The organism is Collinsella sp. TM06-3 (assembly GCF_003436395.1).
In the GTDB taxonomy this organism is placed as follows: Bacteria; Actinomycetota; Coriobacteriia; order Coriobacteriales; family Coriobacteriaceae; genus Collinsella.
This window is the reverse complement of record NZ_QSPG01000001.1, coordinates 225,775-238,027: the sequence shown is the minus strand read 5'-3', so window position 1 is coordinate 238,027 and position 12,253 is coordinate 225,775. Positions and strand designations below refer to the sequence as shown.

The 12,253-nt window shown below is 49.4% G+C and carries 12 protein-coding genes; all 12 read right to left on the bottom strand.

Going from position 1 to position 12,253, the window contains the following annotated elements; translation table 11 throughout:
* Positions 1 to 32: 32 nt before the first annotated feature.
* On the bottom strand, positions 33 to 863 hold the full coding sequence (locus DXD56_RS01050; protein ID WP_117639488.1) for an ATP-binding protein: 831 nt from the start codon (positions 861 to 863) through the stop codon (positions 33 to 35).
* A 318-nt stretch (positions 864 to 1,181) separates the two neighbouring features.
* A complete protein-coding gene (locus tag DXD56_RS01045) occupies positions 1,182 to 2,009 on the bottom strand; it encodes a DUF2971 domain-containing protein (RefSeq protein WP_117583149.1) in 828 nt (275 codons plus the stop codon).
* A 245-nt stretch (positions 2,010 to 2,254) separates the two neighbouring features.
* Positions 2,255 to 3,493: a hypothetical protein gene (locus DXD56_RS01040; protein WP_147325166.1), complete on the bottom strand. Its 1,239-nt coding sequence runs from the start codon at positions 3,491 to 3,493 to the stop codon at positions 2,255 to 2,257.
* Between the two features lie 626 nt (positions 3,494 to 4,119).
* On the bottom strand, positions 4,120 to 4,500 hold the full coding sequence (locus DXD56_RS01030) for a hypothetical protein (RefSeq protein ID WP_117583146.1): 381 nt from the start codon (positions 4,498 to 4,500) through the stop codon (positions 4,120 to 4,122).
* A 31-nt stretch (positions 4,501 to 4,531) separates the two neighbouring features.
* Positions 4,532 to 5,746: an ATP-grasp domain-containing protein gene (locus DXD56_RS01025; protein WP_117639484.1), complete on the bottom strand. Its 1,215-nt coding sequence runs from the start codon at positions 5,744 to 5,746 to the stop codon at positions 4,532 to 4,534.
* Positions 5,747 to 5,806: 60 nt separating this feature from the next.
* Positions 5,807 to 6,865: a UDP-2,4-diacetamido-2,4,6-trideoxy-beta-L-altropyranose hydrolase gene (pseG, locus tag DXD56_RS01020; protein ID WP_117639482.1), complete on the bottom strand. Its 1,059-nt coding sequence runs from the start codon at positions 6,863 to 6,865 to the stop codon at positions 5,807 to 5,809.
* Positions 6,862 to 7,800: a pseudaminic acid synthase gene (gene pseI / locus DXD56_RS01015; protein ID WP_255413171.1), complete on the bottom strand. Its 939-nt coding sequence runs from the start codon at positions 7,798 to 7,800 to the stop codon at positions 6,862 to 6,864. The genes pseG and pseI overlap by 4 nt, the downstream gene beginning before the upstream one ends.
* Before the next feature lie 125 nt (positions 7,801 to 7,925).
* Positions 7,926 to 8,621 carry a pseudaminic acid cytidylyltransferase gene (pseF, locus tag DXD56_RS01010; RefSeq protein WP_117639480.1) on the bottom strand — a complete coding sequence of 232 codons (696 nt, stop codon included), beginning with the start codon at positions 8,619 to 8,621 and terminating at the stop codon, positions 7,926 to 7,928.
* Positions 8,614 to 9,015 carry a hypothetical protein gene (locus tag DXD56_RS10070; RefSeq protein ID WP_199411518.1) on the bottom strand — a complete coding sequence of 134 codons (402 nt, stop codon included), beginning with the start codon at positions 9,013 to 9,015 and terminating at the stop codon, positions 8,614 to 8,616. Before DXD56_RS10070 ends, pseF begins: the two co-directional genes overlap by 8 nt.
* 268 nt (positions 9,016 to 9,283) lie before the next feature.
* Positions 9,284 to 10,492, bottom strand: coding sequence for a UDP-4-amino-4,6-dideoxy-N-acetyl-beta-L-altrosamine transaminase (gene pseC / locus DXD56_RS01000; RefSeq protein ID WP_117639471.1), 1,209 nt, complete (start codon positions 10,490 to 10,492; stop codon positions 9,284 to 9,286).
* 26 nt (positions 10,493 to 10,518) lie between these two features.
* Positions 10,519 to 11,175: a transferase gene (locus DXD56_RS00995; protein WP_117639469.1), complete on the bottom strand. Its 657-nt coding sequence runs from the start codon at positions 11,173 to 11,175 to the stop codon at positions 10,519 to 10,521.
* 11 nt (positions 11,176 to 11,186) lie between these two features.
* Positions 11,187 to 12,233 carry a polysaccharide biosynthesis protein gene (locus DXD56_RS00990; RefSeq protein WP_117639467.1) on the bottom strand — a complete coding sequence of 349 codons (1,047 nt, stop codon included), beginning with the start codon at positions 12,231 to 12,233 and terminating at the stop codon, positions 11,187 to 11,189.
* Positions 12,234 to 12,253: the final 20 nt, after the last annotated feature.

The following is a 12,253-nucleotide window of genomic DNA, read 5'->3' as shown; positions in this document are numbered from 1 at the left end:
GAATGTGGGAGGTGTTCGGATAAAGTCGATAATCAAGGCAGGCGCAGCAACTTTGAATCGACATCAAGAAAATTCTGTCCAAGGAAATCATCTAGTACAATAAGTTCCGGTAGGTTGGAATCGGGCGAAGATGCGCTAATTACGCCCTCCAATTCATAGCATGAAGAATAGAGAACGCGATAACCAGCTGCGGACATTTGAAGGGCGAGCATTTGTGTAAGTGTGGTTTTGCCCGTACCCGGATCGCCGGTGATGATTAGACAGGGGTTTGATTCGAGAATATTGACCGCCCTGTTAAATAGAGCGGTTTGGACAAATAAGGATTTGCGTTCATCGATATTAGCAAGATACAAATCACAGCCTACAAAGAATGACCTGTTGTACAGGTTTTGCAGCACATTGGCCCCAGCAATCCATAGCTTAAAATGATTACGCAGAATATCTGAATTAGACTCATCAGAAAGGAGCTGGTCAAGCTTAACGGAATCCAGTAGTTTGAAATCTTGAACACCGAGAGCTTTCGCCTTAGAAAACAATCGCTGTTGGAATTCTCTCGTAACGCCAGAGGCCACAGTAAGTATTAAACATCTGGAGGGAAGATTACCGCGAGAGTCTAGCTGTTTAATCAAAGCTAATAAAGTTGATTCAAGCCTGGAATAACGCACATGCTGAGTCCAATGCTTGGCTTGAACGACAACCGATGGACAGGCATGAGAACCACAGAAATAAAAATCGGAGGCATCTATCCCGCCATCCCTGCCCTCGGTATAGCAGGACAGCTTAATATGCATAAGCTTTTCGGCGACATCACGACTGAGCAACTCAAACTCATAGCTATCAAGCGCGGAATAATTAAATTGCATATGCCGAGCTCCAAAAGAACAAACAAGAATACTCCTTGCAGTATAACCATGTTTAATAGTCAAGGACGATAAGTTCGGGTGGGCAGTAATTATTTAGACCCTTAATAAGTAGCAAATTGGCTTTAATAAGAAGGGGCATATCGGCAGCCACTTGTCAGCCCTTCCCTTATTGCGGATATGCAGTTATCAGTAAGAACTTCTAGAGCTGTCCAAAAGTGCGATCTGATTATTTGCGCATTGGATTAGAAGAGTATCGGCTCCCCCACCATGAATTCGCAGACAACACATGGGAACCTCCGGCATCATATTGCTGCCTATTTAAACCAACTCAATCGAGCTTTCTGCAACATCAATGCCAGGTGCGTATTTCTGCACTAATTCATCCAGAATTAATCGGTTCCCCGGCGTCATCTTTGGGGAAGCGACGATCTTCATCGAAGAAAATGCTTCGTCTGAGATAATCAAATCGTAAAAGGAAGGAATTTCGGGATCGCATCTATCAAGTATGACCTCAGTGGCCCTCTTAACTGCTTCAACATCACCCTTGATTACAGAGGCGATGCCCACAGGAACTGCCGTCAAAACATATCGCCATTCGTTTTGGTATGACCAGGCAGTAGCTTTGTGAATCCCAAGTGTGTTTAAATCGGCTTCTATCCAGCCGTTTTCGAAGTTACGGATCAACTTTGGAAACAGAAGCGACTTATCGTTCGTATACTGGACTTCATGAAGCATCTCAACGCTTCGGGCCATTTCTTTAAAATGATATTTTTTATCCCAAAAGTCTTCGAGCGGCAATTGAAGTCCATCAAACTTGCCACCAGGAGTATTCAAAACTGCGTCACTAGATAGCTTACTTAGGCTTTCGGTAGACACAGAGTACCGCTTAAACGGATGACTCTTCATTTGGATTCTTACTCCACATTCAGCTCCAGCATACTCGCGCCACATGGGGATGCTTTCCTCATCAGAAGAGGTCCAACAACTGACGAGCTTCATTTTTCCAAGATTTTGAGAGTCTGCTGAACGCTGTTCTTGTGGGTCGTCAACCTTATCTAACCGGCTGAACCTGATAGTTCGATTATGCAGAATCAAGGCCAGCGTATCTAGGCTTGCATAATGATAGAGAACGGCGGGTGCTTCCATGTTTGGCTCCTAGCTATAACAATGAGTCCATATCACTGTTCATCAAAATTTATAGACGCGGTCGTCGACGCTCCAATGCCAATTAGGGCGGCGCACCTTAATCCTTGCCTTGCGAGTGCAAACGCGGAGATGGCCAGAGATGACCGTCGCTGGCCATCTCCGCGTTTGCACCCACAGCTCGATGATTGACGCACATGTGCACCACGATTTACGCCGTGCATGCACATCGGCGTTAAGTCCAATCCTTACCACAGCCCACTTCCAATGAAATGGAATAAGACACCACGAAATACCATAATTTCCCGAGCCATCAAAATGCAATCGCGAACCATTTCAAGCAAATAGGTGTTGCCTCGAGAATCGTTGGTCCCATCCTCACGCAAAGTGCGAATGACTTGAGTCGCGCAGTCGAAATCCGTCCGATTATGACTAAATGCATTGCGCAGAACCGGATTCCAACACTGCTTGATATGGCCAGTAAATGAGCCCGTACCGACAGCGTTGAATCGCTTTGCCTTAGGGGCTACAGAAAGTTTGTCGAACGACTTTGCACCTAGATCTACGCCTTTGGGCATGACATCGAACGCCCCGTTACATTCGATGTTGTCGAGCCCGATAAACAGAACAAGCAGGCTGCCAATAAGCTCATATTCCCGACAATAAAGCTTCTCAATATCACTAGGAGTGCAGCAGAACGTACCGTACTTTTCCAAGTCATAGGCGTCTCCCGCCATAAGAAAAGTAAAACCGTTGAGGAGAACCGGAAATGATCCGGCTACGGAATCCAGAACTTCGTTGATTTCAGCAAGCAGCGACTTGGCAGTCATATCGGTTTTGAGGTAGTAACCTGCTAGGCCGGAAAGCGCCTCTGCCTCTAGACAAGAAACGAGTTTTTCACATTCAACAGCGCGCTCATGCGCGTCGCTTCCCGCAATCATGGGGAGACCGAGCCAAGACATTCTCGCGATTCGGCTCAGCAAGGAATAGTGTCGATTGTCCTCGCCTAACAGTTTGTGCTCGAATTCCGAAAGAACCTTATCCGCATAATCGTCATGCCCATCGCAATACAGTTGAAGAGCGGTCCTCAGGGTAGGCCAGTCTTCGCGGTAATAATGAAGACAATAAACCATATTACTCACGTACTCGCTGAGTTCATCAAATGGAATCAGCTCAGAGGCTCTGATAAAGGGGCTTGTCATGCAGGCACGATGTTCTACAGATATTTTATATGACGGAAGCTCACCAGATAACTCCACCATAACTCGGGCGCAATCTAAATTTCCACCCATGGAGGCAACCGTGCCAGGGTCGAGCTTAAAATCAATCAAAGCGCAGCTCGGGTCAAGGCGAACCGCTCCGTCGATGCGGTTCCGGCACTGCGGACACAAGTATCTAACCGGATAGTCATTAACAAATCCAGCCTGGACGCGCACACGATGCACGCATCCACATACTCCACAAGTGACAAAGAAGTTCTTGACCACGAACACCTCCAATTAACCTCGCTGATTGCGCGAATCTGAATTAACCAGCCGATTCTAAATCTGATGCAAAGGCTATAAAAGAGAATTACAAAATCCCCTCGTATCTCCCGCGAACATCCTCGAAATCGTGCTGTCATCCTTATTCTATAAACAATGCCCAAAGCGGCGTCTTGATAACCCCTCACCAATCGCCGAATCGGCAAATCTGCGTGAGCGGCAAGATAATTCATCGGGCGAAATCAAAAGCTGGATAAACCTCGACGAGAGCGACCACAAGATTACGGCGAACGCCTCACTCGAAGTCCTTGTTCCTCAATCTCGATACGTAACGATCGAGCTCGTAAAGGGCGTCAATGTAGAGCTGGGCGACATCTCGAACACCCCCAATGTCAAAGCAAAACCCTTGGAAATGGAGTCCGCCGTCCTCGTTCGAATCTTCCGAGTATGTTACCAGGACGACATCATCGTCCCGAAGGTACAACTCGACGTCATACAGTCGTTCTTCTGCGATCTTGGAAGCTGTACAAATAAGGACGGACCGCTTTGTTAGCTAGTAACAAAGCGGTCCGTCCTCAAAAATGCAAGCATTAACTATTGAGACGATAAATGTCCTATCGTTTTAGTTGCTACTCTTGTTTACCCTTCTTAATTGAATCAGCCAACGCGCTTGCAAAGAGATCTTGCATTTGTGGTGCTGCCATCAAATTTCCGACAAGGGAACCCATCAGCTGCTTGGTCATTTCATTCTGCGCGTTGGAGTTCGCCAGCTCGAGGGAATATCTATGCTCCGCTTCGAGTTTCTCCATCTCAAGCTTATGGGTCTCCTTTAAGTTGTCCAAATCAACTTCGTGCTGTTTCATGAGCTTTTCGATTTCATGCTCATTTGCTTCCTTGAGCGTTCGAATTTCCGAAGCGGATTTATTGTGGGCTACCAAATAAGAGCTGAAGCCGGAAATTATCGCGGCAAGTATCGAAACGATATACGGCGCAATAATCGATACATCCATAATACTTTCCTAACACCAATTCCAAAATGCGCTAGCTCAGGTTTACCTTAATCTGTCCAAGTGCCCATTCAGCTCGTGCCGCAGCTTCATCGGCGTTATCGCCGCTGCATACGACATGTCCGATTCGGTCATTACTTGAGTGCGGCGTCTCAATAGAGTCTCCGGGCTTAAGGTATAGCTCGATTTCCTCAACGCCTTCAGTGTGGCAGAGATTATCCGGCACATCAATGGAGGATATCGTTCCAGCATGATCCGCAGTGATAAAGCGAATTGCCGACCCACGATGCGCCTTTACCTCAAAGTCAAACGGCAGTCCAAGAGCTGCGGCCACGGTTCCCTCAACAAAATCGAGACCGGTCGACAGTGGTACGAGTTTGGAAGTAATAAAATCGCCTCCAAGTCGTGCAGCCATCTCGATAACCTTCGGACCCTCGTCGGTGAGCATGATCTCCGTATGCGAAGGTCCAGTCACGATACCGATGGCTTCGATGGTCTTTTTCGCAACTTCGCGAATGGCTTCTTGAGCCTCGATTGGAAGTCTTGAGGGCTCAGAATGGCCAAGCTCGACGAAGAAGGGCGGCTCAGTTGTTAGCTTATCGGTGATGGTTAGAATGGTCGTCTTGCCATCAAGCGTCATGCCTTCCACACTCACCTCACGACCGGTGACGCGCTGCTCGACCATTACAGTTCCCTTGCGGGAGAAGCTGCGGAAGAGGTCGAAGAGATCAGTCGCTGACGTCGCGCGGTCCTCGGGAGTAATGAGCTTCACACCGCGGCTAGCGGCGGAATCCGCGGGTTTCGCGATGCAGTCGTAACCGAAGCGCTCTAAGGCTCGTCCAAACTCCTCAGCGTTGTTGCACACTTCGAACTCAGGCATGGGCACGCCGTGTTCGGCGAGCCTTCTCCGCATGGCATCCTTTTGCGTGGCGCACACTGCGTCAGCTGACGATATACCGGTGGGAAGTCCGAGCCTCTCGGAGACGAGAGCCGCTACCCTTACGGGAGCGTCACTCGTAGATGTAATCACGAAGTCTGCCTGTTCCTCGCGAGCGAGCGCTTCCACAGCTTCGACGTCGAGCGTGCTCGTAAGCGATGAGACGTCGGCGACTTTAAAGCCCACCGCATCGGGATCATAGTCGGCACATACGACGCGGAATCCAAGCCTCTGTGCCGCCATGATGGCGGGTACCTGCAGCCTGCTGCCGCCGAGTATTACTACGGTATTATTTAATCCAAAGTTAGTCATATATCTTCCCTGACCATATTTGCAGCGCAGCGCAAATCAAGCAGGTGCATGGGATAGCCATTACCGGTCATTTGCTAAATCGAGAAGCGCTGCGGCGATCCTATCTGCACCTTTTCCGTCAACCATTTTCATGCATCTGCTTGAAAAAGAGTCTCGTAGGTTCGCATCTATGAACAGTCTATTAATACTGGAAATTATGCTCTGTCTTTCGTCAGTTGCGCAGCAGCTAAGCCCGAGTTCCATATCCTCAAAAGCCTGGGCAACTTGACGTTGGTTTTCAACGATGCTGACAGCGACGGTCGGTATGCCTAAAGCAGCAAGTTCTAAGAGTGTAACGCCGGCGGAGGAAACGGCCATCTGACAACGGCGCATCAAGTCAGAAATGGAATCCCCTTCGTGAAGAACAACTCGGCTAGATTCCATTTGCTTAAATTTGGCTTTTGGGCCGACAACAACGTGAATAATGGCATCTTGGCAGCTTTCTAGGCAGAGATTACTCAGTCTTTCAAGTAGGTTCGATGGGTTGGTGGAGCCGGTTGTCACAAGAATATCTGTTACGGATTTTTTTAAAGGCTCTTTTCTCTGAGTAGAAAACTCTTCACGCAAAGGTGCGTAAAGCGGGCCAAGCATCAGCTGAGTATTGCAATCGTGGTACGCGAAGCGATACTGGTCTTCATTAGCAATAATGTCACAATTAATGAGTATGTCTACGGGTCGTTTCAACGGCAGTTTGATAATTCCTTGCGCGTACGAATACATATCGTCGATATATGCAATGTGAATTTCAGCAAGGCTGCCATTTTCAACGGCATCGAAAAAGCCTCCGTCAACACCATACGAATCGATTAGGAGACAGGAGGCACCGCACTCTTTAAGTGCGGTGCCAAGATTTCTTGCATCGCGCACGGTAAGGCACGTTTCATCAGCAGGCAATATTCGACATTCATAGTTCTCACTTTTAAAAAATGCCGCCGATTCGTCGCATGATACGAAAAAAATGGCTTTTGAACCTCGAGCGGAGAGTGAACGAGCGATGGATAAGCACCTCATCGCATGGCCTGCACCAATTTTGGATGTAGCGTCGACGCGGAATCCAATGATGGGATTGTGGTCAATCATCCTAAAATTTCCCAGCTCAACGGCGTGCCCTTGGCGGCTCCGTTAGGCACGATCCTGCCCATAACCTCGTCAAGGTACATGGGGTGCATGCCAAAACCAGGTCTGATAGACTTCACGTTTTTTTCAGTGATGGTGCCGCCAGCAGGGATATCCTCGACTACGAATAGAGAACGTGAAAACTCCCTGTTTTTGCGACCCTTAGCCGTAAGGTCATAGGTGACTCTGCCAAGCGCCTTTTCAACGTTACGAATGCCATCGACCATCTCCTTGAATTCCTGCGGCTCCATGGAGAACTCCGCATCTGCTCCTCCATCGGCGCGGGCGAGAGTCAGGTGCTTTTCAATGACCTTGGCACCCAAAGCGATCGATGCGACGGCGACATCATGACCCATGGTGTGGTCGGAAAGTCCAGTCACGACATCGAAAGCCTCGGCCATATTAGGAATGGTTCGAAGGTTGATTTCCTCATAAGGTGCAGGATAGGAAGACGTGCACTTGAGCAATGCCACCTGAGTATTGCCTTCCTCTTTGCAAGCATTAACAGCTCGCTCGATATCTGCCATTTCGGAAATACCCGTAGACATGATGACCGGTTTACCCAAACGGGCAATCTTCCTGATAAGAGGAATATCAGTAATTTCGAAAGAAGCCACCTTGTATGCGGGGCAACCAATAGACTCGAGGAAGTCGACGGCAGTGGGGTCGAAGGGCGATGAGAAACAGGCAATGCCACGCTCCTTGGCATGCGCCATCAAATCCGCCTGCCACTCCCAAGGCATGTATGCCTCTTGATAGAGCTTGTGGAGTGTGGTTCCGTCCCAGATGGTGCCCTGTTTGATCTGGAAGTACTCGTTGTCGCAATCAATTGTGATGGTGTCAGCGGTGTACGTTTGCAGCTTAATTGCATCGGCACCAGCATCCGCGGCGGCGTCGATAATTCACATCGCACGATCTTTGTCCATCAAATGATTTGCCGACATTTCGGCAATGATATAAGAAGGGGCGGTCTGGCTAATTTCGCGATCGTCAATTATCAGTTTCTTATCCATGGATATCTCCCTTATGAATTAAAGTGTTGCAAAGCCTCGAACTTAAGCTCGGCAAGGCGCCAATCATCCTCGGTGTCGATGTCTTGAACGCGCTCTGGAGGAATTCTTACCACCGCACAACCAGGCATTATGAAGTCATGATATTTCAATAAGGCGACAGTTTTAGCGAAGTAAAATCTTCCGCAGTCATGGCAAAGCGGCTCAAGGTCTTGGCTACGAGCAGTAGCAAACTCGGGGTGAGCATATTCCGCGAAACCATTTCCATCGACTTTGAAAGCGCGCTGGGGCGGAAAATCAAATTCGGTTACCGGCACAACTGAATTTGCAGAGTTAAGTTTCCCGAACGCTTCTTGCAACTCGCAGACGGACACAAACGGAGCGGTAGGGTAAATGCAACATACATTGTCAAAAGAAACCCCGAGTTTATCCTTATAGGACTCAAGCACCTCAACTACAACGTCTTCCGTAACAGCGAAATCATTGGAAGTTGCTTCGCTGCGCATAAACGGTACTTTAGCCCCGTAGCTACGCGCGACTTCAGCAATTTCCTCGTCATCTGTCGAGACCATTACCTCGTCGAAAAGTCCGCTTTCAAGCGCAGCTTCAATCGAATAAGCAATAATGGGCTTCCCGCAAAACTCTCGAATATTTTTGCGCGGAATGCGCTTTGAACCACCGCGAGCGGTGATAATGCAAACGCTAGTCATAGACGAAAACCCCCTTTGCGTAAGCATCAACGGTTTCCTTTCGGTTTTCCTTGATAACGAGATTCGGGCTCTCTCCAAAAACAAGCACGTTGCTAGGAATATCCTGGTCTTTGACACATGCATTCGCACCGATGATGACGTTTGATCCTATCTCGCAGTCTCCGATTACCTTGCTGTCACTCATCATGAAAACGCGTTCACCAAATCTCGGATAGACTCCGTTGTTGTTGCCAACGGTGCAGCCTTGGGAGAACTCGAAGTAGTCGGAGTATTCTGCGCGACCCATAACTGCACCAAGGGGATGGTCAAACGTGAAAACATCTGGCAGCTCTACCTCGTAGTAGAGGTCGGCAGAACTAAGAGTGCGGTTCAGCGCGTAGATTTTATCGCACACAGAGCGTACCCCCCCCGATGGTTTATTTCATTCGAGAGAGTGAAGAGGAACTGCGTCCACTGGCAGCCGTGTAGCGAATCGAAAAATGTTTCGCCATCTCGGCTATAGTACTTGTTCTTGATACGTGAGAAGCGCGTCTCAAGCCTGTCAAAGGACGCGTTCCATGCGCCGTCGATGGCGGACCTTTCTTCAGCGTTTATGGGAAAAAGCGCGCTCAGTTGCCTATCCAGTTGGGCTCGCACTTCGCTCTCGGGAAGGGCAAAACGCACTATACGGCCCCCCTATTGGCGCGGCACCACTCGATGACCTTGGTAACCGCGTCGACAACGAGTTGTGCATCCTCATTAGAGAGCCCGCAGTGCAGCGGAAGCGTTACACAATGATCATAGTAATCCTCGGCATTAGGACAGTCGCCGCGGCCATGGCCCAGGTCCTTGTAATAGGGCAATAAGTATACGGGCAGGTAGTGAACATTTACACCTAAGTTCTCAGCGCGCAAGGCATCGAAGATCCAGCGACGAGTAACGCCAAGTGCTTCAGTGTCAAACTTCAGGCAATACAGATGACGCACGGTATCATCAGGCGAGGCGTCAATTTGGAACTGTACCTCCGGAATCTTGGAGAACTGCTCGCTATAGAAGGCAACGAGCTCCTTGCGGCGAGAGCCGAACTGCTCGAGTCGCTTCATCTGGCTTACGCCAAGAGATGCCTCAATGTCACTAATGCGGTAGTTGTAGCCCAAGACAAGCTGCTCATAGTACCAACCGCCCTGGTCCGTCTCGCGCATTAAATCGTGGTTGCGCGTAATGCCGTGTTTGGCGTAAAGCTCGATCATCTTACCCAGCTCGGGATCATTCGTTGCTACGGCACCGCCTTCACCAGTGGTGATGGTCTTTACTGGATGGAAGCTAAAAGTTGTGATATCGGCGATAGCGCCCACCGCGCGGCCATTGTGGAACGTTCCCATTGCATGGGCTGCATCCTCAATGAAAGTCAGGCCGTTCTCGTCGCAAATCTTACGAATCTCGTCTGAGTTGACGTGAACGCCGCCAAAGTCTACGGCCACAATTGCTTTCGTTTTGACGGAAAGCTTCTCACGGATTGAAGCTGGATCGATATTCCAGGTCTGCGGATCAATATCCGCAAACACAGGCGTAGCACCACAGTAGCGCACGCAGTTAGCTGATGCGGCGAAAGTGATAGGAGATACAATCACTTCATCACCGGGTTTAATGCCTGCGGCAAGACATGCTACGTGCAGTGCCGCAGTGCCGTTAGCCACGGCAGTTACAAATTTAGCCCCTGTGGCAGCCTTAATAGACTCTTCGAAGGCTTCGGTCGCGGGACCGCAGGTCAAGTAATCCCCCCGTAGGCAATCTTCCACTGCCTTAATATCGTCCTCGTTGATATCCTGGTGTCCATAGCCTAAAACCTTGGGGCTAGTGGGTTCACCGCCGTTTATTGCGAGTTCCTTCATTTCAAACCTCCTGTTGAACGGTACTATTAGTTTCTGGGCGCAATCTTCAAATTCGGAGTTTTGCCGTAAACAACGGACCCGGCGGGCACATCCTCGTCCCTTACAACTGCGCCTTCTCCTATCAGGCAGCTGTCACCAATGTGGGAATTGCCAAGTACCTTGCTGCCGGTGCACATTTGTACATCGCGTCCGATGACCGGATATACTTCGTTGAGGTTACCGACCGTGCACCCTTGCGTGAACGAAAAACCCTCTCCGTAGGTCGCGCGCCCCATAAAGGAACCAGTCGGATGGTCAAAAGTAAAGGTTTCTGGCATGTCTACCTCGTAATACAGGTCGCAACCAGAAACCGTTTTCATTTGGCCATAAATCTTGTCGCATACAACGCGTGCAGCCTCAGGATTATCTTTTTCCTCACGGAAAATGGTGTTAGCCGTCAGGTACAGGAACAACATCCACTGACAAGTATGCAGCGGATCGAAGTAAGCCTCACGCTCCCCTGCCGCGTTAAGTCTCCAGTAATACTTATTGTCATTAGCGGAGATATTGCGGTCTAACCTCTCGAGCGTTCGCTCCATATGCTTGGTAATCAGTCGCTCGTCATCAATTGACTTAAAGAAGTTATTGCCGATTTGATTGAGCAGCATGTCTTTGACGTCACGCAACGGGAACCCATAAATCATCTTGCCCTCCTTTAGATGTGGCGGATGCCGTCGAGCTCTTCGCGTACATACTCGGCGGTCATGATTTTCTTCACAGTGCCCTCTACGTCCAGTCGGGTGGTATTGTGGGACGTATAGGCTTCGTCAGTCATGGTCCTCACCTCTCCGGTTGCCTGTTTGTTGTCATAGTTCAGGCCACGGATATCGGCTGCCACGCGATAATAACCACCCATATCTTCGGCACGCAGACGCTCCTCGCGAGTCATGAGCGTCTCAAACAGTTTTTCACCGTGTCGCGGGCCGATGATACTTGTGCTCGTATCGCCAAACAACTGCTGGACGGCCTTCGCAAGATCGCCAATGGTACTTGCGTCTGCCTTCTGAATGAAAAGGTCACCCGGGTTGGCGTGCTCGAATGCAAACTTAACAAGGTCAACTGCCTCATCAAGATTCATCAGGAATCGTGTCATACTCGGATCCGTAATGGTGATGGGGTTACCAGCGTGAATCTGCTCAATAAAGAGTGGGATAACGGAGCCGCGAGAGCACATTACGTTACCGTAACGAGTGCAGCACACCACCGTGTCGCCTTTTTCTGCAGCTCTACGAGCATTGGCGAAGATAACGCTCTCCATGAGTGCTTTGGACTTTCCCATAGCATTAATGGGGTACGCCGCCTTATCGGTAGAAAGACAAACGACTCGCTTAACGCCCGCATCCGATGCGGCATGGAGGACGTTGTCCGTGCCCATAATGTTGGTGCGTACGGCCTCCATCGGGAAAAACTCACAAGAGGGAACTTGCTTAAGGGCCGCTGCATGGAAGATGTAATCCACACCATGCATTGCATCGCGTACGGATTGAATATTTCGCACATCGCCGATATGGAATTTTACCTTAGCGAAATGGTCAGGATATCGAGCCTGAAGCTCATGGCGCATATCGTCCTGCTTCTTCTCGTCGCGGGAGAAGATGCGAATCTCGCCCACGTCGGAGGTTAGGAAGTGCTTGAGGACGGTATTTCCAAAGGAGCCCGTCCCTCCAGTAATCATTAGAGTTGAACCGTTAAATGTTGACATTGGAATGATGACCTTTCTAT

Bases quoted from the DNA above. Each gene is read 5' to 3' on its own strand.
- DXD56_RS01050 (WP_117639488.1), bottom strand. From the start codon at position 863: ATGCAATTTAATTATTCCGCGCTTGATAGCTATGAGTTTGAGTTGCTC.
- DXD56_RS01025 (WP_117639484.1), bottom strand. From the start codon at position 5,746: ATGACTAACTTTGGATTAAATAATACCGTAGTAATACTCGGCGGCAGC.
- DXD56_RS01030 (WP_117583146.1), bottom strand. From the start codon at position 4,500: ATGGATGTATCGATTATTGCGCCGTATATCGTTTCGATACTTGCCGCG.
- pseG (WP_117639482.1), bottom strand. From the start codon at position 6,865: ATGATTGACCACAATCCCATCATTGGATTCCGCGTCGACGCTACATCC.
- pseF (WP_117639480.1), bottom strand. From the start codon at position 8,621: ATGACTAGCGTTTGCATTATCACCGCTCGCGGTGGTTCAAAGCGCATT.
- DXD56_RS00995 (WP_117639469.1), bottom strand. From the start codon at position 11,175: ATGATTTATGGGTTCCCGTTGCGTGACGTCAAAGACATGCTGCTCAAT.
- DXD56_RS01045 (WP_117583149.1), bottom strand. From the start codon at position 2,009: ATGGAAGCACCCGCCGTTCTCTATCATTATGCAAGCCTAGATACGCTG.
- DXD56_RS00990 (WP_117639467.1), bottom strand. From the start codon at position 12,233: ATGTCAACATTTAACGGTTCAACTCTAATGATTACTGGAGGGACGGGC.
- pseC (WP_117639471.1), bottom strand. From the start codon at position 10,492: ATGAAGGAACTCGCAATAAACGGCGGTGAACCCACTAGCCCCAAGGTT.